The sequence below is a fragment of the Saccharothrix coeruleofusca genome (genome assembly GCF_014648515.1).
Lineage (GTDB): Bacteria > Actinomycetota > Actinomycetes > Mycobacteriales > Pseudonocardiaceae > Actinosynnema > Actinosynnema coeruleofuscum.
The window spans coordinates 349,563-371,890 of the sequence record NZ_BMRG01000002.1 but is presented as its reverse complement, the minus strand read 5'-3'; the positions used below and the strand labels follow the sequence as shown (position 1 = coordinate 371,890).

Annotated in this window: 21 protein-coding genes; 16 read left to right on the top strand and 5 right to left on the bottom strand. The window is 73.2% G+C overall.

Annotation, left to right across the window (positions count from 1 at the left end):
* Window positions 1-129: 129 nt before the first annotated feature.
* Complete coding sequence (gene ndk / locus IEZ00_RS06440) at window positions 130-540, top strand: nucleoside-diphosphate kinase (RefSeq protein WP_189222123.1); 411 nt, start codon at window positions 130-132, stop codon at window positions 538-540.
* 50 nt (window positions 541-590) lie between these two features.
* Here the strand turns inward: ndk and IEZ00_RS06435 are convergent, their stop codons facing one another.
* Window positions 591-1,238, bottom strand: coding sequence for an NADPH-dependent F420 reductase (locus IEZ00_RS06435; RefSeq protein WP_189222122.1), 648 nt, complete (start codon window positions 1,236-1,238; stop codon window positions 591-593).
* Window positions 1,239-1,266: 28 nt separating this feature from the next.
* Window positions 1,267-2,016 (bottom strand): SDR family NAD(P)-dependent oxidoreductase, encoded by a 750-nt coding sequence (locus IEZ00_RS06430; RefSeq protein WP_189222121.1) that lies wholly within the window; start codon window positions 2,014-2,016, stop codon window positions 1,267-1,269.
* A gap of 107 nt (window positions 2,017-2,123) precedes the next feature.
* Between IEZ00_RS06430 and IEZ00_RS06425 the strand changes: the two genes are divergently transcribed.
* From IEZ00_RS06425 to IEZ00_RS06400, 6 genes are all read left to right on the top strand, one after another.
* A complete protein-coding gene (locus IEZ00_RS06425; protein WP_189222120.1) occupies window positions 2,124-2,735 on the top strand; it encodes a TetR/AcrR family transcriptional regulator in 612 nt (203 codons plus the stop codon).
* 71 nt (window positions 2,736-2,806) lie between these two features.
* Window positions 2,807-3,727, top strand: a complete 921-nt coding sequence (locus IEZ00_RS06420) for an ABC transporter ATP-binding protein (RefSeq protein WP_189222119.1) — start codon at window positions 2,807-2,809, stop codon at window positions 3,725-3,727.
* Complete coding sequence (locus IEZ00_RS06415; RefSeq protein WP_189222118.1) at window positions 3,727-4,515, top strand: ABC transporter permease; 789 nt, start codon at window positions 3,727-3,729, stop codon at window positions 4,513-4,515. The genes IEZ00_RS06420 and IEZ00_RS06415 overlap by 1 nt, the downstream gene beginning before the upstream one ends.
* Window positions 4,516-4,526: 11 nt before the next feature.
* Window positions 4,527-5,333 (top strand): ABC transporter permease, encoded by an 807-nt coding sequence (locus IEZ00_RS06410; RefSeq protein ID WP_189222117.1) that lies wholly within the window; start codon window positions 4,527-4,529, stop codon window positions 5,331-5,333.
* Window positions 5,334-5,366: 33 nt separating this feature from the next.
* Window positions 5,367-7,331, top strand: coding sequence for a TIGR03960 family B12-binding radical SAM protein (locus IEZ00_RS06405; protein WP_189222116.1), 1,965 nt, complete (start codon window positions 5,367-5,369; stop codon window positions 7,329-7,331).
* A 243-nt stretch (window positions 7,332-7,574) separates the two neighbouring features.
* A complete protein-coding gene (locus IEZ00_RS06400) occupies window positions 7,575-7,856 on the top strand; it encodes a sigma factor-like helix-turn-helix DNA-binding protein (protein ID WP_229795160.1) in 282 nt (93 codons plus the stop codon).
* 90 nt (window positions 7,857-7,946) lie between these two features.
* Here IEZ00_RS06400 and IEZ00_RS06395 read toward each other — a convergent pair whose 3' ends face one another.
* Complete coding sequence (locus IEZ00_RS06395) at window positions 7,947-9,419, bottom strand: S8 family peptidase (RefSeq protein ID WP_189222115.1); 1,473 nt, start codon at window positions 9,417-9,419, stop codon at window positions 7,947-7,949.
* Window positions 9,420-9,655: 236 nt separating this feature from the next.
* Between IEZ00_RS06395 and IEZ00_RS06390 the strand changes: the two genes are divergently transcribed.
* The 6 genes from IEZ00_RS06390 to proB all read left to right on the top strand — a co-directional run bounded on the left by IEZ00_RS06390 (window position 9,656) and on the right by proB (window position 16,878).
* On the top strand, window positions 9,656-10,447 hold the full coding sequence (locus IEZ00_RS06390; RefSeq protein WP_189222114.1) for a TIGR03936 family radical SAM-associated protein: 792 nt from the start codon (window positions 9,656-9,658) through the stop codon (window positions 10,445-10,447).
* A 132-nt stretch (window positions 10,448-10,579) separates the two neighbouring features.
* Entirely contained in the window at window positions 10,580-13,372 is a 2,793-nt protein-coding gene (locus IEZ00_RS06385; protein ID WP_189222113.1) for a translation initiation factor IF-2 N-terminal domain-containing protein, read from the top strand.
* Window positions 13,373-13,599: 227 nt separating this feature from the next.
* Window positions 13,600-13,914 carry a 50S ribosomal protein L21 gene (gene rplU, locus IEZ00_RS06380; protein ID WP_189222112.1) on the top strand — a complete coding sequence of 105 codons (315 nt, stop codon included), beginning with the start codon at window positions 13,600-13,602 and terminating at the stop codon, window positions 13,912-13,914.
* A 14-nt stretch (window positions 13,915-13,928) separates the two neighbouring features.
* Window positions 13,929-14,189 carry a 50S ribosomal protein L27 gene (gene rpmA / locus IEZ00_RS06375; RefSeq protein WP_189222111.1) on the top strand — a complete coding sequence of 87 codons (261 nt, stop codon included), beginning with the start codon at window positions 13,929-13,931 and terminating at the stop codon, window positions 14,187-14,189.
* A gap of 98 nt (window positions 14,190-14,287) precedes the next feature.
* Entirely contained in the window at window positions 14,288-15,751 is a 1,464-nt protein-coding gene (gene obgE / locus IEZ00_RS06370) for a GTPase ObgE (protein ID WP_189222110.1), read from the top strand.
* The gene (proB, locus tag IEZ00_RS06365) at window positions 15,748-16,878 is read left to right on the top strand and encodes a glutamate 5-kinase (RefSeq protein ID WP_189222109.1); all 1,131 of its coding nucleotides are present in this window, start codon (window positions 15,748-15,750) and stop codon (window positions 16,876-16,878) included. Before obgE ends, proB begins: the two co-directional genes overlap by 4 nt.
* Before the next feature lie 38 nt (window positions 16,879-16,916).
* On the opposite strand, the gene IEZ00_RS06360 is transcribed toward proB, so the two are convergent.
* Both IEZ00_RS06360 and IEZ00_RS06355 read right to left on the bottom strand, forming a co-directional pair.
* Window positions 16,917-17,450, bottom strand: coding sequence for a GNAT family N-acetyltransferase (locus IEZ00_RS06360; protein WP_189222108.1), 534 nt, complete (start codon window positions 17,448-17,450; stop codon window positions 16,917-16,919).
* Window positions 17,451-17,463: 13 nt separating this feature from the next.
* Window positions 17,464-19,563: a RecQ family ATP-dependent DNA helicase gene (locus IEZ00_RS06355; RefSeq protein WP_189222574.1), complete on the bottom strand. Its 2,100-nt coding sequence runs from the start codon at window positions 19,561-19,563 to the stop codon at window positions 17,464-17,466.
* A 37-nt stretch (window positions 19,564-19,600) separates the two neighbouring features.
* Here IEZ00_RS06355 and IEZ00_RS06350 point away from each other — a divergent pair, with 37 nt between their 5' ends.
* The 3 genes from IEZ00_RS06350 to IEZ00_RS06340 form a co-directional block, all read left to right on the top strand.
* Complete coding sequence (locus tag IEZ00_RS06350; RefSeq protein ID WP_189222107.1) at window positions 19,601-20,908, top strand: glutamate-5-semialdehyde dehydrogenase; 1,308 nt, start codon at window positions 19,601-19,603, stop codon at window positions 20,906-20,908.
* On the top strand, window positions 20,905-21,465 hold the full coding sequence (locus IEZ00_RS06345) for a TetR/AcrR family transcriptional regulator (RefSeq protein ID WP_189222106.1): 561 nt from the start codon (window positions 20,905-20,907) through the stop codon (window positions 21,463-21,465). Before IEZ00_RS06350 ends, IEZ00_RS06345 begins: the two co-directional genes overlap by 4 nt.
* A 57-nt stretch (window positions 21,466-21,522) precedes the next feature.
* A partial coding sequence (locus IEZ00_RS06340; protein WP_229795158.1) for a cytochrome P450 occupies window positions 21,523-22,328 on the top strand: 806 nt, incomplete at its 3' end.

Genomic DNA, 22,328 nt, shown 5'->3' with positions numbered 1-22,328 from the left:
ACACGCGCGACGAGGCGGTACGGGTAGTACTTGCACACGCCGACGACTGTCCACGTGGGGGGCAGCGGTTCGACGGCCCCGGCTACCCTTGTGCGCCACATCCCCTGTTCCGAAGGAGTACCGACGGCCGTGAGCGAGCGCACCCTGGTCCTGGTCAAGCCCGATGGCGTCAGCCGTGGACTGGTCGGCGAGGTGATCTCCCGCATCGAGCGCAAGGGCCTGAAGCTGGCCGCGCTGGAGCTGCGCACCGTGGACCGCGCGACCGCCGAGCAGCACTACGCCGAGCACGACGGCAAGAGCTTCTACAACGACCTGGTCGAGTTCATCACCGGTGGTCCGCTGGTGGCGGCGGTGGTGGAGGGGCCGCGGGCGATCGCGGCGTTCCGCCAGCTGGCCGGTGGCACGGACCCGGTGGAGAAGGCGACGCCGGGCACGATCCGCGGCGACTTCGGCCTGGAGGTGCAGTTCAACCTGGTGCACGGGTCGGACTCGCCGGAGTCGGCCGAGCGCGAGATCAAGCTCTGGTTCCCCGCTCTCTGAGCCGACCAGCCACGACGGCCCGGACCGCTCAGCGGTCCGGGCCGTCGTCGTCAGAGCGGGCGTCGCGCTCTGGCCAGGTTGGCGATCAGCTCCTCGCGGGTCTGGTGGGCGTGCGCGATCCAGGCGGGTTGGCCGGGAGCGGTGCGCCAGGACTCGCTCAGCGGGCTGTTGTCCACGGTGTCGAAACCGAACTGGTCGTACAGCCGCGTCACCAGCTCGACGGCTTCGGGGAAGTCGCTGGAAGCCGAGAGCGCCAGCCGGTCGGGAGCCCCACGGGGGCGCCCCGCGGTGGTGATGCGGGGAGCCTGGATGTGGGTGAACGCCTTGACGACCCTCGACGCGGGCAGCTGCTCCTGGCGCAGCTCGTGCACCGTCTTCTCGCCCGATTCGACGACCTCGAAGCGGCCGTCGCGCCAGGCCATGTAGTTGTTCGTGTCCAGGACGACCTTGCCCGCGAGCTCGTCGACCGGCATGTCGTTGACGAGCTTGAGGGGCACGGCCACGACGGCGAAGTCGCCTGCCTCGGCGGCCTCGGCGGCGCGCGCGGCGCGGGCGCGCGGCCCCAGTTCGGCGATGAGGTCCGCCAGGGTCTCGGGGCCCCGCGAGTTGGCGATGACGACTTCGCAGCCGTTGGCCAGCGCGGCGCGGGCGATCTGGCTGCCGACCTCGCCCGCGCCGATGATCCCGATCGTTGTCACAGGTGGTCCCACCTCGGGAGGTCGGGGGTCAGACCTGGCTGGCCCCACCGTCGACGTAGATCTCGGTACCGGTCATGAAGGTGCTGCGGTCGGAGGCGAGGAAGACCACGGCGTCGGCGATCTCCTCGGGGCGGCCGAGGCGGTTCATGGGGACCTGGGTCCGGAGGTCCTCGTGCAGCTGCTCGACGGCTTCGGCGTTGGCCGCGAGGCCGTTGAGGCCCGGCGTTTCGGTCGGGCCGGGGCCGACCGCGTTGACCCGGATGCGGCGGTCCGCGAGCTCGGCGGCCCAGCTGCGGGTGAAGGACCGGATGGCGCCCTTGGTGGCGGCGTACACGCTCATCGCCGGGCTGGCCTTCACGTCGATGTTGGAGCCGCACAGGATGACCGACGACCCGTCGGACAGCAGCGGCAGCGCCTTCTGGACGGTGAACACGACGCCGCCCACGTTGGTGTTGAACGTCCTGGTGTAGTGCTCCCAGGTGATCTCGCCCAGCCGCGCGAACTCGCCGATGCCCGCGTTGGCGAACAGGATGTCGAGGCCGCGTCCGCTGTCCCGGATGGTGTCCATCACCCGGTCGAGTTCCCCGAGGTCGCTCACGTCGGCGCGGATGCCGGTGGCGGCGTCGCCGATCTCCGCGACGAGCTGCTCCAGCGCCTGCTGCCTGCGGCCGGTCACGAAGACGAAGGCCCCCTCGGCCGCGAGCGCCTTGGCGCTGGCCAGGCCGATGCCGGAAGTGGCGCCGGTGACGAGGGCGGTCCTGCCGTCGAGCTGTCCCACAGTCGCTCTCCTTTTGTACTGATCGGTTGCGAGGCAACGCTAGCAGGTTTTGTACCGATCGGTTGGTGATGTGGTTCACCATCTGTACCGAGCGGTAGAGTGGAGTCGTGAACGCTGAGAAGCCCACCGTCGGACGGCCGAAGGCCTTCGACGAGGAGACCGTCCTGGACCGGGCTGTCGAGGTCTTCTGGCGCCACGGCTACGAAGGCACCTCGCTGAGCGCGCTGACCAGCGCGATGGGCATCAACCGGCCGAGCCTGTACGCCACGTTCGGCAGCAAGGAGCAGCTGTTCCGGCGCGCCTTCGACCGCTACCGGGAAACCCGGCTGGCGCACGTCCGCGTCGCGCTGGAGCAGCCCACCGCGCGCGCCGTCATCGAGAGCTACCTGCGCCTGAGCATCGACGCCCTCACCAGCGGCGACCACCCGCCCGGCTGCATGTCCGTCCAGGGCGGCCTGGTCTGCTCGCCGGAGAACACCCGCGTCTCCCAGGTGCTGGCCGAGGGCCGCGCCCAGGGCGAGGCCGCTCTCGAAGCACGGCTGTCCCGCGCGGTCGACGAAGGCGACCTCCCCAGCGGCGTGGACACGCGGGCACTGGCGCGTTTCGTGGCGGCCCTCGGCGAGGGGCACGCCGTGCACGCCGTGGCCGGGGTCGGCCGCGAAGACCTCCACGCCTCCGTCGACATCGCGATGCGGGCGGTCGAGGCGCTGGTCCGCTGAGGTGGAAGGCGCCCGGCCCACGCCCGTAAACCACTTCGGATCGTCGCGCCGCCCCGGCTAGGGTCGTGATCGTGACCACGCCGCTCGTCGAGGCCAGGGGCCTGACCAAGTCCTTCGGCTCCTTCGAGGCGGTGCGGGGCATCGACGTGGAAGTCCACCCCGGCGAGGCGTTCGGCTTCCTGGGGGCCAACGGCGCGGGCAAGTCCTCCACCATGCGCATGGTCTCCTGCACCTCCCCGCGCACCGGCGGCGAGCTGCGGGTGCTGGGCATGGACCCGGACCGCGACGGGCCCCGGATCAGGGCCCGCATCGGTGTCGTGCCGCAGCTGGACAACCTGGACACCGAGCTGACCGTGCGGCAGAACCTGGAGGTCTACGGCCGCTACTTCGGCCTGTCCCGCGCGCACGTGCGGGCCAAGGCCGTGGAGCTGCTGGAGTTCGCCCAGCTCGCCGAGCGCGCCGACGACGAGGTGGAGCCGCTGTCGGGCGGCATGAAGCGCAGGCTGACCATCGCCCGCTCGCTGGTCAACGACCCGGACCTGCTGCTGCTGGACGAGCCCACCACGGGCCTGGACCCGCAGGCCCGGCACCTGCTGTGGGACCGGCTGTTCCGGCTCAAGCAGTCCGGCGTCACGCTGATCATCACGACGCACTACATGGACGAAGCGGAACAGCTGTGCGACCGGCTGGTGGTGATGGACGGCGGCCGGATCGTCGCGGAGGGCTCACCGGGCGAGCTCATCCGGCGCTACTCCACGCGCGAGGTGCTGGAGCTGCGGTTCCCGCCGGGCGAGCAGGACCCGGAACCGGTGCGCGACCTGGCCGAGCGGGTCGAGGTGCTGCCCGACCGGCTGCTGCTCTACACCGCCGACGGCGACGCCGCGCTGGCCGCCGCGCACGCGCGGGGCGTGCGCCCGGTGTCGAGCCTGGTGCGCCGCTCCACGCTGGAGGACGTCTTCCTCCGCCTCACCGGCCGAACCCTGGTCGACTGATGGCCGCCCGCGTCGTCGGACCGCTGCGCGCCGCCCTGCTCGGCGTGGAGGCGCAGTGGACCTGGTACCGCCGCAACTGGCGGGCCACGGCGATCACGAACTTCCTGCAACCGGTGCTGTTCCTGCTGGCCATGGGGCTGGGCTTCGGCTCGCAGGTGCGGCCGGGAGAGGCCACCGGCGGGGCCCCGTACGCGGTGTTCCTGGCTCCGGCGCTGCTGGTGCTCACCGCCGTGCAGAACGCCATGTTCGAGTCCACCTACGCGGTGTTCTCGGCGTTCAAGTGGCAGAAGACCTACCTGGGCGTGGTGGCCACGCCGATCACCCCCGCGCAGATCCTCTACGGCAGGCTGCTGTGGATCGCGCTGCGGCTGCTGTCGGGCGCGGTGGTGTTCCTCGGTGTGGCGACCGCGCTGGGCGCGGTGACCAGCGCGGGGGCGGTGTGGGGGGTGCCCGCGGCGGTGCTGGCGGGCATGGCGTTCAGCGCCCCGGTGGTCGCGTTCACCGCCACGCGGGAGAAGCCGGAGGCGTTCAACGGCCTGTACCGGTTCGTGCTGGTGCCGATGATGCTGTTCGCGGGCGCGTTCTTCCCGCTGGACCAGCTGCCCGCGTGGCTGCACCCGCTGGCCTGGCTGACCCCGGTGTGGCACGGCGTCGAGCTGGCCCGCGGCGCGGCGTTCGGCACGCTGGGCCCGGCCGCCGCGCTGGGCCACGTCGCGTACCTGGCCGCGCTGGTCGCGGTGGGCGTGCTGCTCGGTCGGAAGTACTTCCAGCGCAGGTTGGCGGTGTAGCGGTGACGCGGGTGGTCGAGCGACCGGCGGGGGCGGGGCTGCTGCTGCGGGTGGTGCCGCCGGGGCTGTACGCGGGGCGGGCGCGGGTGCTGGTCGAGCGCGCCTACCTGGTCAACCGCCGGGCGTGGCTGTCGCTGGTCTCCGGGTTCTTCGAGCCGGTGTTCTTCCTGCTGTCCCTGGGCTACGGGTTCGGGCAGCTGGTCAGCGCGGTCGACGGCGTGCCCTACCCGGCCTACGTGGCGCCCGCGCTGCTGGCCGCCTCGGCGATGAACGGCGCGATCTTCGACGCGACCTACAACCTGTTCTTCAAGATCAAGTACGCCCGGCTGTACGAGGCGGTGCTGGCCACGCCGATGGGACCGGTGGACATCGCGGTCGGCGAGGCGTGCTGGGCGCTGCTGCGCGGCGGCCTGTACTCGGCGGGTTTCCTGGCCGTGATGCTCGGGTTCGGACTGGTGTGGTCGCCGTGGGCGGTGCTGGTGCTGCCCGCGTGCCTGCTGGTCGCGCTGGCCTTCGCCGCGGTCGGCATGGCGGCGACCACCTTCATGCGCTCGTGGCAGGACTTCGACCTGGTCCAGTTGCTGGTGCTGCCGCTGTTCCTGTTCTCGACCACCTTCTACCCGCTGTCGGTGTACCCGGCGTGGCTGCGGGCGGTGGTCCAGTGGACCCCGCTGTACCACGCGATCGAGCTGACCAGGGCGCTGACCACCGGGCACGTCGGGTGGGGGCTGCTCGGCCACGTCGGCTACTTCGCGGTGATGGCGGCGCTCGGCGTGGCCGTGGCGGCGCGCAGGCTGGGCCGCCTGCTCACCGCCTGAGCCGACCACCGGGGGAGTCGTTACCCTGGAGCCGTGAGCGTCGAGTCCGTCTTCCCCGCGTTGGAACCCCTGCTGCCGAGGGTGTCCAAGCCCGTGCAGTACGTCGGCGGGGAGCTGAACGCGACCGTCAAGGATTGGGACTCCGCCAACGTGCGGTGGGCCCTGATGTACCCGGACGCCTACGAGGTCGGGCTGCCCAACCAGGGCGTCATGATCCTGTACGAGGTCCTCAACGAGCAGCCGGACGTGCTGGCCGAGCGGACCTACGCGGTCTGGCCGGACCTGGAAGCGCTGATGCGCGAGCACGGCGTCCCGCAGTTCACCGTGGACGCGCACCGGCCGGTGGGTGCGTTCGACCTGCTCGGCGTCAGCTTCGCCACCGAGCTGGGCTACACCAACCTGCTCACCGCGCTGGACCTGGGCGGCATCCCGATCCACGCCGCCGACCGCACCGACGACCACCCGGTGGTGGTGGCCGGTGGGCACGCCGCGTTCAACCCGGAACCGATCGCGCCGTTCATCGACGCCGCGGTGCTGGGCGACGGCGAGGAAGCCGTCCTGGAGATCACCGACATCGTCCGCGCCTGGAAGGCCGAGGGCCGCCCCGGCGGGCGCGACGAGCTGCTGACCCGCCTGGCCGAGACCGGCGGCGTGTACGTGCCGCGCTTCTACGACGTGGAGTACCTGCCCGACGGCCGCATCCAGCGCGTGGTGCCCAACCGCGAGCGGGTGCCCTACCGGGTGTTCAAGCGCACCACGATGGACCTGGACGCCTGGCCGTACCCGAAGCAACCGCTGGTGCCGCTGGCCGAGAGCGTGCACGAGCGGATGAGCGTGGAGATCTTCCGCGGCTGCACCAGGGGCTGCCGGTTCTGCCAGGCGGGCATGATCACCCGCCCGGTGCGGGAGCGCTCCATCGAGGGCATCGGCGCGATGGTGCAGCGCGGCCTGGAGGCGACCGGTTTCGAGGAGGTCGGCCTGCTGTCGCTGTCCAGCGCGGACCACTCGGAGATCGCCGAGATCACCAAGGGCCTGGCCGACCGCTACGAGGGCACCAACACCAGCCTGTCGCTGCCCAGCACGCGGGTCGACGCGTTCAACATCGACCTGGCCAACGAGCTGTCGCGCAACGGCCGCCGCTCCGGCCTGACCTTCGCGCCCGAGGGCGGCAGCGAGCGCATCCGGCGCGTGATCAACAAGATGGTGTCCGAGGAGGACCTGATCCGGACGGTCAGCGCCGCGTTCGCCGCGGGCTGGCGGCAGGTGAAGCTGTACTTCATGTGCGGCCTGCCCACCGAGACCGACGACGACGTGCTGCAGATCGCCGAGATGGCCAAGAACGTCATCCGCGCGGGCCGGGAGGTCAGCGGGCGCAAGGACATCCGCTGCACCATCTCCATCGGCGGGTTCGTGCCCAAGCCGCACACGCCGTTCCAGTGGGCCGGGCAGTGCGACCCGGACACCGTGGACAGCAGGCTGCGCAAGCTGCGCGAGGCGGTCAACTCCGACCGGAGCCTGGGCCGCAACATCGGGATGCGCTACCACGACGGCAAGCCGTCGCTGATCGAGGGCCTGCTCTCGCGCGGCGACCGCCGCGTCGGGCTGGTCGTCGAGCGGGTGTGGCGCGAGGGCGGCCGGTTCGACGGCTGGTCCGAGCACTTCTCCTACGAGCGCTGGGTGGACGCCGCGCGGGTCGAGCTGGAGCCGCTGGGCGTGGACCTGGACTGGTTCACCACCCGCGAGCGCGAGGAGCTGGAGGTCCTGCCCTGGGACCACCTGGACTCCGGGCTGGACAAGGAGTGGCTGTGGGCGGACTGGCAGGACGCCCTGGACGAGCGGGAGCAGGACGACTGCCGCTGGACGCCCTGCTTCGACTGCGGCGTGTGCCCGGCCATGGGCACCGACATCGAGGTGGGTCCGACGGGGCGCAAGCTGCTGCCCATCTCGCCGGTCGGCAAGGGTTCGCCGGTGCGCAACCCCACCCTGGTCAAGGGCTGAACCCACGCACCCAGCGTGTGTGTGATGCGTATCACACGCATTGTGGGTCGATAACCTGGGCGAGTGTTCGGGAACGGCGTAGGGGATATGGATCGCCGCCCGGTCGTGTAGTACGTTCACGCTGACTCTTTTGTTCTGCGGGTGCGTTCGACCGGGTCGGCGCACCTTCCCCGCCGCACGAACTCCAGGAGGTCCGGTACGCATGGGTGCGCTGGGCGGGATGTGGGCGGGCGTTGGCCGGGGGTGTCGCGCGGTCGGTGGACCGCACCCCAGGAGGTCGCGCTGACCAGCCAGGACTCCGCACCCGCCGCCGACGGGATCGAGCGCGGGCTGTCCGCGATGGCGCTGCGCGAGGCGGTCGGCAAGCTCGGCGAGGAGTACCGCGAGGCGATCTGCGAGACCTACCTGCGCGGCCGGACCGTGCGCGAGGCCGCCGCCGCGCTGGGCATTCCCGAAGCCACCGTGAAGTCCCGCGTCTACCACGGCATGAAGATCCTGTGCCGGGCCCTGCGGGAGTGGGGCTGAGCGGGCGGGCGCGATTTGCCCGCGGGCGTGTGAATTCGGAGAATTCGCACGCCCGGTCCCGCCGAGGGTATTTCCGGTAAATCGGCGCGACTACTCCTGGACCGCCGCCGCGGCGTCGACCATGCCGTGCCCGTAGAAGCCGTTGTACTCCGAGTAGCCGGTGCAGTAGGCGTCCTGCACACCGGTGCCGTTGAGGTCGTAGTCGGCCGGGCAGGGCAGCGTCTCGGCCTGCGCGTTGAGCATCCGGCTCAGCTCGTTCGGCGTCGCCTCCGGGTGGGTGGACGCCAGCAGCGCCGCCACGCCGGACACGTGCGGCGCCGCCATCGACGTGCCGCACGAGTAGCCGTAGCCCGACGGCACCGTCGACAGCACGCAGGGCTGCTGCTGCTCCTCGTCGTTGGCGGGCTCCTGCTTGCGGTCGCCACCGGGCGCGGTCACGTCCACCGCGCCCAGGCCGTAGGAGCTGTACCCGGCCTTGACCTTCGCCGCGCCCACCGACGACACCGCCACCACGTTGCGCAACTGCGCGGGCAGCACCAGGCAGGTGCTGTCCACCGCCCGCGGCTTGGCGTCGGCGTTGGTGGGGCTCTGCGCGTCCCGGCCCGGCTTGGACAGGTCCACGGCGCCGTTGCCCGCCGCGGCCACGGTGAGCACGCCCCGGCCCGCCGCGTGGTCGACCGCCCGGCGCACCGCCTCGTAGACCACCGACTGGCCCACCTTGTTCTGGCAGGTGAACACCCACGGGTCGATGAAGTAGCTGTTGTTGGTGATGGTCATGCCGCGGGTGGCCGCCCACATGAACCCGCACACCGCGTACTCGGGGTAGATGTACCCGTCGTCGTCCACGACCTTCACCGACGCGATCCGCACGCCCGGCGCCACGCCGGTGGTGCCCCGGCCGTCGTCGGCCGCCGCGATGGTGCCCGCCACGTGCGTGCCGTGCGCCGACCTGGTCGGCGACCACGCCGCCGGGGTCGGGTCGGCCACGCCGGTGGTGCAGCCCGCGGACAGCTCCGGGTCCAGCGCCCCGACCAGGTCGGGGTGCGTCGGGTCGATGCCCGAGTCGAGCACGCCGACCACCACGTCCCGGCTGCCGGTGCTGATCGCGTGCGCCTCGGCGGCCCGGATCAGATCCATGTCCCACTGCTCGGCCGTGCGGTCCACCGCGCCGCCCCCGGTCCCGCTCGCGCGGGAGGAGGCGACCTCGTCCCTGCGCGCGGGCGGGGGCGCGGCCAGCGCCTCGGCCTGCGCGCTGTAGGCCCGGTCCAGGCCGAACTTGCGGCCGAAACCGGGATCGGCCGAGGTCACCACGGCCACCGCGATCTCGGGGTGGTAGGCCGCCACCTCGCCGCACGCCGCGGCCACCTCGGCACCCGCCAGCGGCTCGCTGGTGCCCGGCTCCAGCACGACCAGGTAGCGCAGCACCGGACCGGGCTGGATGCAGTCGGAGGAGGTGGTGACGTCGTCCGGGGCCGCCCAGGCGGGCGTGGTCACCGCGGCGCAGCCCGTGGCGAGCAGCGCGGCGCTGACCGCGACCGCTCGGGCGCGGCGGAGCAGAGGCACGGGGGACCTCCAGTGCTGGGCTGTCCTTCTGTCCACGGGGGTTGACCGCTGTCGCCGGACGGTAACCAGGAGGGACGAACCAGACAAGCTCAACGGTGCCGAACGTCACCAAGGTACCGTCCTGCTGGAGCAGGGAAGTGGACCGTTGGGGGGCTCTCACCCCATCGTGGTCGCCCTATTACCCGAGGGGAGTAGCACTGAGCCGCCAGCAGCAGCCCAACCCGTCGGCCGCACCGGTGCAGAAGCTCCGGCTGCGCTACGCCAAGCGCGGCAGGCTGAGGTTCACCTCGCACCGCGACGTGGCCAGGACCTTCGAACGCGCGCTGCGCAGAGCGGGCGTGCCGATGGCCTACTCGCAGGGATTCAGCCCGCACCCGAAGGTCTCCTGGGTCGGCGCCGCGCCCACCGGCGTGGCCAGCGAGGCCGAGTACGTGGAGGTGCAGGTGGTCGAGGCGGTCGACCCGGAGGCGCTGCGGGTCGCGCTGGACCAGGCCCTGCCGCCGGGGCTGGACGTGCTGGAGGTCGTGCAGGCGGCGGGCGGCAACCTGCCCGAGCGCGTCGAGGCCAGCGCCTGGCGGATCGAGCTGCCCGGTGTCTCACCCGATCGGCTCAGCGAGGCGGTGGCCGCGCTGCTGGCCGCCGAGTCCGTCGAGGTGGAGCGGCTGACCAAGGACGGCAAGCGGATCGTCGACGTGCGGCCCGCCGTGCTCTCCGCCGAGGTGTCCGCGCAGGTCACCAGCGCTTCGAGCGACGCGGAACACGATGCGCCTGATTTGTCACGACCATGTGGGATACTCATGACGGTCGTACGGCAGTCAACCCCTACTGTGCGGCCCGACGACGTGCTGAGCGCGCTCCGAGCCGTCGCCGACCTGGTTCCGCCGGTGCCCGCGAAGGCGACCCGGATGGCGCAGGGGCGGCTCGACGACGAAGGCCGCCTGGTCGACCCGTTCGCCCCGGACAGGGCGGCGGAGATCGGACCGGGCTCCGGGAGCGGCGCTGACGGCGTCGTCGGAGACAGGACCTGATCCTGCCGCGGGTTCGTGCCCGTGCGCAGGCAGAGGCAAGGATTCCCGCCGCCAGCCGCGGCGGAGAGTGGACAAGAGAGGCCCCTGCGCGGCCGCGTCCCCAGTGGACGCGCCCGGGGGCGGAGGAGCTGCATGTCGAACACGGAAAAGCCCGCCGGTCCCGCCGGCGGGGGTAGCGCCACACCCGTGCACCCCGCGCTGGCGGACCTGCCCGAGAAGCTGCGGGTGCACGCGCTGGCGAAGCTGCTGGGAGCCAGCAGCAAGGACGTCATCGCCGCGCTGGCCGACCTGGGCGAGCCGGTGCGCAGCGCGCAGTCCAGCGTCACCCGCGACCTGGCGGTCAAGGTCGCCGAGAGCCTGCTGGCCTGGGACGACATCGTCACCGGCGAGGTGGACGAGCAGACCGAGCCGGAGGCGGTGCCCGCCAGGGAGGCCGCCGCGCTCACCCCGCTGTTCGCCCCGCCGTCCGCGGTGTTCCTGCCGCCGTCGCCGGTGGTCGCCGAGCCGGAGGTCGAACCGGAGGTCGAGGACGAGGCCGACGAGCACGTCGCCGACGACGAGTCCGGCGACGAGGCCGACGGCCGCCGTCGCCGCCGCCGGGGCCGCCGGGGCCGGGGTCGCGGCAAGGGCATGGGTGACGAGGCCGCGGGCGACGAGGCGCACGCCGAGGAACCCGCCGAGGCCGAGGCCGGGGAGCCGGAGGCCGCGGAGGAGCCGGGCGCGACCGACGAGGAGGACGGCGGCGGCAGCCGCCGCAGGCGTCGTCGCCGCCGCCGCAAGGCGGGTGCCGACGACGAGGCCGCGCCCAGCGAGGACGACCCGCCGAACACGGTCGTGCACGTCCGCGACGTCCGCGACGCGCGCGACGACAAGGCCGACTCCGAAGCCGCGCAGAACGAGGTCCGCAGCGTTCGCGGCTCGACCCGGCTGGAGGCCAAGCGCCAGCGCCGCCGGGACGGCCGCGAGGCGGGCCGCCGCCGCGCCCCGGTGCTGTCCGAGGCCGAGTTCCTGGCCCGCCGCGAGGCCGTCGAGCGCACCATGGTCGTGCGCGAGCGCGGCGACCGCACCCAGATCGGCGTGCTGGAGGACGGCGTGCTCGTGGAGCACTTCGTGACCTCCTCCGGCACCGGCTCCCTGGTCGGCAACGTCTACCTCGGCCGGGTGCAGAACGTGCTGCCCAGCATGGAGGCGGCGTTCATCGACATCGGCCGGGGCCGCAACGCGGTGCTCTACGCGGGCGAGGTCGACTGGGACGCGGCCGGCCTGGAGGGCAAGGCGCGCAAGATCGAGCAGGCCCTCTCCAGCGGCGACAGCGTGCTGGTGCAGGTCACCAAGGACCCGGTCGGGCACAAGGGCGCCCGGCTGACCACCCAGATCAGCCTGCCCGGCCGCTTCCTGGTCTACGTGCCCGGCGGCGGCGCCACCGGCATCAGCCGCAAGCTGCCCGACAACGAGCGCAAGCGCCTCAAGGACATCCTCAAGCGCGTGGTCCCCGAGGACGCGGGCGTGATCATCCGCACCGCCTCGGAGGGCATCGCCGAGGAGGAGCTGGCCCGCGACGTGTCCCGCCTGCAGGCGCAGTGGCAGGTCATCAAGGACAAGGCCAGCACCCCCAAGGCGCAGGCCCCGCAGCTGCTCTACGAGGAGCCGGACCTGCTGGTGAAGGTCGTCCGCGACCTGTTCACCGAGGACTTCTCGGCGCTGATCGTGCAGGGCGCGGACGCCTGGGACACCATCGACGGCTACGTCCGCCACGTCGCCCCGGACCTGCAGGAGCGGCTGCGCCGCCACGTGGGCAACAACGACGTGTTCGTCGAGCACCGCATCGACGAGCAGCTGCTCAAGGCGCTGGACCGCAAGGTGTGGCTGCCCTCGGGCGGCTACCTGGTCATCGACCGCACCGAGGCGATGACGGTCATCGACGTCAACACCGGCAAGTTCACCGGTTCGGGTGGCAACCTCGAGGAGACCGTCACCCGCAACAACCTGGAGGCGGCCGAGGAGATCGTCCGCCAGCTGCGGCTGCGCGACATCGGCGGCATCATCGTCATCGACTTCATCGACATGGTGCTGGAGTCCAACCGGGACCTGGTGCTGCGCAGGCTCACCGAGTGCCTCGGGCGCGACCGCACCCGGCACCAGGTGGCCGAGGTCACCTCGCTGGGCCTGGTGCAGATGACCCGCAAGCGGGTCGGCACCGGCCTGCTGGAGGCGTTCAGCACCACCTGCGAGCACTGCCGGGGGCGCGGCCTGATCGTGTCCACCGAGCCGGTGCACTCGCACGGCCCGTCCGGCGGCTCCAACGGCCAGCAGCAGAACCAGCAGCAGGGCGGTGGGCGCAAGTCCCGGCGCAAGGCCGCCGAGGCGGCCGCGGAGCCGGTGGCGGTCGTCGAGGAGCCCGCGCGCGCCGAGGAGCCCCCGGCTCCGCAGCCCGTCGAGGAGACCGCCGCGCCCACCCCGGAGCCGACCCCCGAGCCGACCCCGCAGGCCGTCGCGGAACCCGTCGTGGCACCCGTGGCGGAGCCTGTCGCGGCCTCGCAGGCCACTCCGGAGGCCGCTGCCGACACCGCTGACACCGCCGCTGACACCGCCGCCGCGGACACCGGCAAGCGGGAGCGCCGCCAGCGCCGCAGGGCGCGTCGCGAGGCGGGGGCGGCGGTCAAGGAGTCCGAGTCGCCCGGTCCGGTGATCCAGGTCCCCGCGCCCGCGGTGGACTCGGTGGAGTCCGCGGTCCGCCAGCCGGTCCCGCAGGCGGTGCAGCAGCCCGCGCAGCAGCCCGAGCCCGTGCCGGTCGGCGCGGGCGGCGTCGAGCCGTCCGGGGCCCAGGCGCCCGCCGAGCCGGTGGTGACCACCCGTCGCCGCCCGGCCCGCCGCGCCGCCTCCCGCCCCGCGGGCCCGCCGCTGGGCGGGGTCAAGGAGAGCTGATCCGCACGGGGTGCGGCTCCGTCGTCACGTCGGAGCCGCACCCGCGGTGAGCTGGGACTTCCGCGCAGGACCACCCCGGTTTGACCCCGCTGACCGCCGCAACGTAACCTGATAAGCGGCCCGCCGTCCGGTGGGCCCTGTCGTGCGAAGCCCAGTCCACGCGCAAACCAGTGGAGCTGAGGCGCGCGTGGCCCAGTCCCGTCGAGTAGCAGGAGACTTCCGTCCCGATGTACGCGATCGTCAAGACCGGCGGCAAGCAGTACAAGGTGGCTGTCGGCGACGTCGTCGAGGTCGAGAAGCTCGAGGGCGAGCCGGGCACCGAAATCACCTTCCCGGCGCCGCTTCTCGTCGTGGACGGCTCTGACGTCACGGCCGACGCCGACGCCCTGGGTAAGTTTTCGGTGACCGGCAAGGTCGTCGAGCAGACCAAGGGTCCCAAGATCCGCATCCACAAGTTCAAGAACAAGACCGGCTACCACAAGCGTCAGGGTCACCGCCAGAAGCTGACCCGCGTCGAGGTCACCGGCATCACCGGTAAGTGAGGATCTGACTAGCCATGGCACACAAGAAGGGCGCGTCCAGCTCCCGCAACGGCCGTGACTCGAACCCCCAGTACCTCGGGGTCAAGCGGTTCGGTGGTCAGGTCGTCAAGGCTGGCGAGATCCTGATCCGCCAGCGCGGCACCAAGTTCCACCCCGGTGTGAACGTCGGCCGCGGCAAGGACGACACGCTGTTCGCGCTGGCTCCCGGCGCGGTCCAGTTCGGCGTGAAGCGCGGCCGCAAGACCGTGAACATCGTTCCGGCCGAGGCTGCCTGAGTTTCCGACCCCTGGGCGCCGTGGTCCGCTGAAACGCGGAGCACGGCGCCCAGTGGCGTTTTCCGGGGTTAACCCCATCGAGTGAGGAAGTGGTTTCCGTGTCCCGTTTCGTCGACCGGGTGGTCATCCACGTCGCGGCCGGTGACGGCGGCAACGGGGTGGCCTCCGTGCACCGCGAGAAGTTCAAGCCGCTGGGTGGTCCGGACGGCGGCAACGGCGGCAAGGGCGGCGACGTCGTCCTGGTGGTCGACTCGCAGGTGCACACCCTGCTGGACTTCCACTTCCGCCCGCACGCCAGCGCGGGCAACGGCAAGGGCGGTCAGGGCGGCAACCGCGACGGCGCCAACGGCGCCGACTTGGAGCTGCGCGTGCCGGACGGCACCGTGGTGCTCACCCCGGACGGCGAACTGGTCGCCGACCTGGTGGGGGAGGGCACCCGGCTGGTCGCCGCCAGGGGCGGGCGCGGCGGCCTGGGCAACGCGGCGCTGGCGTCCAAGGCGCGCAAGGCCCCCGGCTTCGCCCTGCTGGGCGAGCCGGGCGAGGCGCACGACCTGGTGCTGGAGCTGAAGTCCGTCGCCGACGTGGGCCTGCTTGGCTTCCCCTCGGCGGGCAAGTCGTCGCTGATCTCGGTGCTGTCCGCGGCCAAGCCGAAGATCGCCGACTACCCGTTCACCACGCTGGTGCCCAACCTGGGGGTGATCACCGCGGGCGAGACGGTGTTCACCATGGCCGACGTGCCCGGCCTGATCCCCGGCGCGTCCGAGGGCAAGGGCCTGGGCCTGGACTTCCTGCGCCACATCGAGCGCTGCGCGGTGCTGGTGCACGTGGTCGACTGCGCCACCTACGAGTCCGGCCGCGACCCGCTGTCCGACATCGACGCGCTGGAAGCCGAGCTGGCCAAGTACACCCCGTCGCTGGCCGACGACCTGGCCGAGCGGCCGCGCGTGGTGGTGCTGAACAAGATCGACGTCCCCGAGGCCAGGGACCTGGCCGAGATCGTCCGCCCGGACGTCGAGGCGCGCGGCCTGCCCGTGTTCGAGGTGTCCACGGCCAGCCGGGAGGGCCTGCGGGAGCTGACCTTCGCCCTGGCCAAGGTGGTCGAGGAGTACCGCGCGGCGCGGCCGGTGCAGGAGGCCACCCGGATCGTGCTGCGGCCCACCGCGGTGGACGACCAGGGCTTCACCGTGGTGGAGGACCCGAACACGCCCGGCGGCTTCATCGTGCGCGGCGCGCGGCCCGAGCGGTGGATCAGGCAGACCGACTTCAGCAACGACGAGGCGGTGGGCTACCTGGCCGACCGGCTGGCCCGCCTGGGCGTGGAGGACGTGCTGGTCAAGATGGGCGCGGTGCCCGGATGCCAGGTCACCATCGGCGACCTGGTGTTCGACTGGGAGCCGTCCACGCCCGCGGGCATCGCGGCGACCGCGCTGACCGGGCGCGGCACCGACGTGCGGCTGGAGCCCAACAACCGGGTGGGCGCGGCCGAGCGCCTGGCCGCCAAGAAGGCCCGCAGGCTGCCCGGCGTGTACGAGGACGACGAGGACTTCGAAGAGGACGAGTGAGCGCTCCGGTGGCGGTCTCGCAGGCCCGGCGGGCGGTGTCGGCGGCGGGCCGGGTCGTGGTGAAGGTCGGTTCGTCGTCGCTGACCACGGCCGAGGGCGGGCTGGACCCGGCGCGGCTGGACGCGCTGGTCGACGCGGTCGCGGCGCGGTGCGCGGCGGGCAGCCAGGTGGTGCTGGTCTCCTCCGGCGCGATCGCGGCGGGCCTGGCCCCGCTGGGCGTCACCCGCCGCCCGCGCGACCTGGCCACCCAGCAGGCCGCCGCCAGCGTCGGGCAGCTGGCGCTGGCGCACGCCTACGCCAACTCCTTCGGCCGCTACTCGCTGACCGTGGGGCAGGTGCTGCTGACCGCGGACGACGTGGTGCGGCGGGCGCACTACCGCAACGCCCAGCGCACGTTCTCCCGGCTGCTGGCGCTGGGCGCGGTGCCGGTGGTCAACGAGAACGACACCGTGGCCACCGAGGAGATCCGGTTCGGCGACAACGACCGGCTGGCCGCGCTGGTGGCGCACCTGGTCGGCGCGGACGCGCTGTTCCTGCTCTCCGACGTGGATGCCCTCTACGACGGCGACCCGCGCCGGGCCGGGGCGCGGCGGATCACCGAGGTGGCCGGGGCTGCCGACGTGGCCGGGGTGCGGGCGGGCGCGGTCGGGGCCTCGGGCCTGGGCACCGGCGGCATGGCCTCCAAGCTGGCCGCCGCCCGGCTGGCCGCCTCGGCGGGCATCCCCGTGCTGCTGGCGGGCGCGGCCGACGCGGTGCGCGCGCTGGGACCGGCGGACGTGGGCACCGCGTTCGCCACCACCGGCCCCCGCCTGTCGGCGCGGCGGTTCTGGCTCGGCCACGCCGCCGACGCCACCGGCAAGCTGTGGCTGGACGACGGGGCGGTGGCCGCGGTGGTCGACCGCAGGCGGTCCCTGCTGGCCGCGGGCGTGACGGCGGTGGACGGGGCCTTCGAGGCCGGTGACGTGGTGGAGCTGGTGGACCCCGCGGGCGCGGTCGTGGCGCGCGGCGTGGTGGCCTTCGACGCCGCCGAGCTGCCCGGCCTGATCGGCCGCTCCAGCCACGACCTGCCCGCCGAGCAGCGGCGCGAGGTCGTGCACGCCGACGACCTGGTCCCCCTCCGCACCTGACCCACCCGCGAACCGAGCGTTCGGGAACCGGGCGGTGTTCACCGGCCCGCGCGCCACTCCGAGGCCAGCAGCCCGAACAGCAGGTCGTCGGTCCACTCGCCCCTGTGCAGCGTGCTGGCCACCCGGTGGCCCTCCAGCCGGAACCCCAACCGCTCCAGCAGCCGCGCCGACCGCTCGTTGCGGGCGTCGCACTCCGCGGCCACGCGGTGCAGCCCCCGCTCGGCGAACAGGTGCTCCAGCACCCGTCCGACCGCCTCGGTGGCGTACCCCCGGCCCTGGTGGGCGCGCGCGAAGGTGTACCCGATCTCGGCCTGCTGGAGGTTCTCGTGCAGGTTGACGCCGATGTCGCCGATCAGCTCGCCGCGCAGCTCCACCGCGTACTGGAACCACCCCGGCGCCGCCGGGTCCAGGTCGGCGAGCTCGCGGACGAACTCCACCGCTCGCCGCACCGGCAGCGGCGGGTCCCACCCCTGGTACCGCGCCACCTCGGGGTCGGACCGGTAGGCGGCCAGCGCCTCCGCGTCCGAGTCCTGGAAGCGCCGCAGCACCAGGCGGCGCGTCACCAGCCTCACGCCCTCACCAGCCTCACGCCGTCACGGCCAGCGCGAACGGCAGCACCGCCCGCGCCCCGCCGCGCCGCAGCAGCCGGGCCGCGACCGTCATGGTCCACCCCGTGTCGACCTGGTCGTCCACCAGCAGCACCGGACCGTCCACGGCGGACAGGTCCGGTGCCTGCTCCGCGCGCACCAGCCCGGCCAGCCGCTGCGCGCTGTTGGCCCGGCGCGGCGCCTCGCCCAGCCACACCTGGCCGAGCAGTGGCAGCCGCCCCACCTCCGAGATCCGCCTGCCGAAGCTGCCCACCAGGGCCGGGCGGGTGCGCGAGCCGACCGTGACCACGCCGACCGGGCGCTGCGCCCAGTCCCACGCGGACAGCACCTTCACGCACGCCGCGAACACCTCGTCGGGGATCTCCCGGTCGTCCTCGGCGAACAGGGCGCGCAACCGGTTGCCCCAGCCGATGTCGGTGAGCCTGCCCAGCGCCCGCCCCGGTTCGGCCGCCTCGCCCGCCGGGATGCGCCCGGACAGCGGCACGCCGACCGCCGCCATGCCGGTCGGCCACTGCTTGCGCGGCGCGATCTCGACGCCGGGCCGCAGCAGCCGCTCCCGCGCCGCGGCCGCCGCGCTGTCGGACACCTCGGCCGACGGCCGCTGCCCGGTGCAGTTGTCGCACCGCCCGCACGGCGCCGCGTGGGGGTCGTCCAGCTGCCGCAGCAGGAACTCCATCCGGCACCCGTCGGTGGACAGGTAGTCCAGGACCGCCTGCTGCTCCACCCGGCGCGCCTGCTCGATGCGCCGGTACCGCTCGGCGTCGTAGGACCACGGCTGCCCGGTGGCCTCCCAGCCGCCCCGCACCCGCCGCACCGCGCCGTCCACGTCGAGCACCTTGAGCACCACCTCCAGCCGGGTGCGCGACAGCTCGACCAGCGGTTCCAGCGCGGCGGTGGACAGCGGGCGGTCGCCGAGCGCGTCGAGCACCTGGCGCACCACCCGTTCCGGCGGGAACGCCAGCGACGCGAAGTAGGCCCAGATGTCGCGGTCCTCCGGGCCGGGCAGCAGCAGCACCTCGGCCCGCTCCACGCCGCGCCCCGCGCGGCCGATCTGCTGGTAGTAGGCGATCGGCGACGGCGGCGCCCCCAGGTGCACCACGAAGCCCAGGTCCGGCTTGTCGAAGCCCATGCCCAGCGCGGAGGTGGCCACCAGCGCCTTGACCCGGTTGGCCAGCAGGTCCTCCTCGGCGCGCTGCCGCTCGGCGGGGTCGGTGCGGCCCGAGTAGGCCGCCACCTCGAACCCGCGCTCGCGCAGGAACGCCGCCACGTCGTCGGCCGAGGCCACGGTCAGCGCGTAGATGATGCCCGAGCCGGGCAGCCGCTCCAGCCGCTCGGCCAGCCAGCCCAACCGGGCTTCGGCGGTGGGCAGCCGCACCACGGACAGCCGCAGGCTCTCGCGGTCCAGCGGGCCGCGCAGCACCAGCGTGTCCGATCCCGCGTCCGCCCCGGCGCCCAGGCCGAGCTGCTCGGCCACGTCGCGCACCACCCGGTCGTTGGCGGTCGCGGTGGTCGCCAGCACCGGCACGCCGGGGGGCAGCTCGGTCAGCAGCGTGCGCAGCCGCCGGTAGTCCGGCCGGAAGTCGTGGCCCCAGTCGGAGATGCAGTGCGCCTCGTCGACCACCAGCAGTCCCGCCGACGCGGTCAGCGAGGGCAGCACCGAGTCCCGGAAATCCGGGTTGTTCAGCCTTTCAGGTGAGACGAGGAGCACGTCGACCTCGCCTGCGGCGACGCGGTCCTGCACCTCCTGCCACTGGTCGGTGTTGGCGGAGTTGATCGTCGCCGCGTGCACGCCCGCCCGCGCCGCCGCGTCGACCTGGTTGCGCATCAGCGCCAGCAGCGGCGAGACGATGACCGTGGGCCCCTCGCCGAGCTGCCGCAGCAGGGCCGTGGCGATGAAGTACACCGCCGACTTGCCCCACCCCGTGCGCTGCACGACCAGCGCGCGGCGCCGCCGCGCCACCAGGGCGTGGATGGCCGTCCACTGGTCCTCCCGCAGCACCGCCCCCGGACCGGCGAGCGCCCGCAGCCGTTCCTCGGCCAGTTCCCGCAGTGCGTTGTCGTCCACGCCGACCACCATGGCAGGTGGGTCCGACACCGCGCTTCCAGCCCCTGATATGGCCACGACACGACAGGCGGCTGACCGTAGGCTTGCCCCCGTGACTGACGACCTGCGCGAACAGGTGCACGCGGCGGCTCGGCGCGCCCGCGTCGCCGCCGACGAACTCGTCCTGGCCACCCGCGAGCGCAAGGACGCCGCGCTGCACGAGATGGCCGCCGCCCTGCGCGCCCGAGCCCACGAGGTCCTGGAGGCCAACGCCAAGGACATCGAGGCGGGCCGGGCCGCCGGCCTGGCCGAGAACCTGCTGGACCGCCTCGCGCTCACCCAGGGGCGCGTCGAGGGCGTCGCGGCGGGGCTGGAGGTCGTGGCGGGCCTGCCCGACCCGATCGGCGAGGTGCTGCGCGGCTCGATCCTGCCCAACGGGCTGGAGCTGCGGCAGGTCCGCGTTCCGATGGGCGTGGTCGGCATGGTCTACGAGGCGCGCCCCAACGTCACCGTCGACGCCGCGGGCCTGGCGCTGAAGTCCGGCAACGCGGCGCTGCTGCGCGGCTCGTCCACCGCCGAGCACTCCAACACCGCGCTGGTGGCGATCCTGCGCGACGCGCTGGAGGCCGCGGGCCTGCCCGCCGACGCGGTGCAGCTGCTGCCCTGCCACGACCGCGCCTCGGTCACCCACCTGATCACCGCGCGCGGCCTGGTCGACCTGGTGATCCCGCGCGGCGGCGCGGGCCTGATCAACGCGGTCGTGCAGCAGGCCACGGTGCCCACCATCGAGACCGGCGTGGGCAACTGCCACGTGTACGTCGACGCCACCGCCGACCTGGACATGGCCGAGCGCATCGTGCTCAACTCCAAGACCCGTCGCAGCAGCGTGTGCAACGCGGCCGAGTCGCTGCTGGTGCACGCCGACATCGCGGACGAGTTCGTTCCCCGCGTCACCGCGGCGCTGCAGAAGGCGGAGGTGACCGTCCACGGCGACGACCGGTTCGCCCGCGCCGAGGGCGTCGTCGCGGCCACGGACGACGACTGGGACACCGAGTACCTGTCGCTGGACATCGCCGCCCGCGTGGTGGGGTCGCTGGACGAGGCCATCGCGCACATCGCCGCGCACGGCTCCGGGCACACCGAGGCCATCGTCACCAACGACGTGCGGGCCGCGCGCCGGTTCACCACCCGCGTGGACGCGGCGGCGGTCGTGGTCAACGCCTCGACCGCGTTCACCGACGGCGGCGAGTTCGGCATGGGCGCGGAGATCGGCATCTCCACCCAGAAGCTGCACGCGCGCGGACCGATGGGCCTGTCCGAGCTGACTTCGTCCAAGTGGGTGGTCTGGGGCGAGGGGCACGTCCGGCCCTCGTCGTGAGCAGGCGCGGGGACGCGGCGGCGACCAAGGCCGCGCTGCTGGACGCCGCAGCGCGGCTGTTCGCCGAGCGCGGGTTCGACCGGACCACGGTCCGCGACATCGCGGCGGTGGCCGGGGTGAACCAGGCGCTGCTGTTCCGCTACTTCGGCAGCAAGGACGCGCTGTTCGCGACCGTGCTGGCCTCCAGGGGGCGGGAGCTGATCGAGGAGTCGCCCGCCGAGCAGCTGCTGTGCCGGATGCTGCTGCGGCTGACCGGGAAGACGGCGCGTCCCGAGGACCACCCGCTCTACGCGGCGCTGCGCTCGGCCCACCACGACACCGCCGCGGCGGTGGTCAACCAGCAGCTGGGCGAGGACTTCGCGCGGGTGCTGCGGTCGCTGACCGACGCGCCGGACGCGGAGCTGCGCGCCGACCTGGTGCTGGCCTGGGTGGTCGGCATCGGCGTGCTGCGCTCGATGTTCGCCAAGGAACCGCTGGCCAGCGCCGACAACCGCGCCGTGGCCGAGCTCGTGCTCAAGGCCACCTCGGTGCTGCTGGAGCGCGTCGACCGGGTTTGACCTCGGGTAACGATCTCTCTACTGTCTGTGTAAGCAAACGCTTACCCAGGGGGACCCGTGGAAGTCCGTTCTTACCCGTTCGGCGAGGCCGTGGAGCTGCGGCCCGACCCGACCATCCTGCGGCTGCAGCGCGAGGAGCCCGTGTCGCGGGTCCGCCTGCCCTTCGGCGGCGACGCCTGGCTGGTGACGAAGTACCGCGACATCAAGACGGTGCTCGCGGACCCGCGGTTCAGCCGCGCCGCGGTGCTGGACCAGAGCCGGGAGGTGCCCAGGGCGGTGCCGCACCGGCAGACCCAGACCAACATCCTGAGCATGGACCCGCCCGACCACACCCGGCTGCGCAAGCTGGTGGCCAAGGGGTTCACCGCGCGGCGCACCGAACTGCTGCGCGAGCGGGCGCAGCGGGTCGTCGACGGGCTGCTCGACGACATGGAGGCGCAGGGGCCGCCCGCCAACCTCGTCGAGGCGCTGGCGCTGCCCCTGCCCATCACCGTCATCTGCGAGATGCTGGGCGTCCCGGTCGAGGACCGCGACCAGTTCCGCGCCTGGTCCGACCAGGCGCTGGCGATCACGGCGTTCACCCCGGAGGAGATCGTCGCGGGCGGTCAGGCGCTGGCCAGCTACATCGCGAGCCTGGTCGCGGCCAAGCGCGCCCACCCCACCGACGACATGCTCACCGACCTGGTGGCCGCGCACGACGAGGGGGACCGGCTCACCGAGGACGAGCTGATCGGCTTCGGCGTGGCGCTGCTGGTGGCGGGCCACGAGACCACCGCCAACCAGATCGGCAACTTCACCTACACCCTGCTCACCCACCCGGACCGGCTGGCCGAGCTGCGGCAGGACCCGTCGCTGGTGCCCGT

Coding starts and splice junctions, on each gene's coding strand:
- IEZ00_RS06415 (WP_189222118.1), top strand. CDS start 3,727: ATGGCCGCCCGCGTCGTCGGACCGCTGCGCGCCGCCCTGCTCGGCGTG.
- IEZ00_RS06385 (WP_189222113.1), top strand. CDS start 10,580: ATGTCGAACACGGAAAAGCCCGCCGGTCCCGCCGGCGGGGGTAGCGCC.
- rplU (WP_189222112.1), top strand. CDS start 13,600: ATGTACGCGATCGTCAAGACCGGCGGCAAGCAGTACAAGGTGGCTGTC.
- rpmA (WP_189222111.1), top strand. CDS start 13,929: ATGGCACACAAGAAGGGCGCGTCCAGCTCCCGCAACGGCCGTGACTCG.
- IEZ00_RS06355 (WP_189222574.1), bottom strand. CDS start 19,563: ATGGTGGTCGGCGTGGACGACAACGCACTGCGGGAACTGGCCGAGGAA.
- IEZ00_RS06350 (WP_189222107.1), top strand. CDS start 19,601: ATGGCCACGACACGACAGGCGGCTGACCGTAGGCTTGCCCCCGTGACT.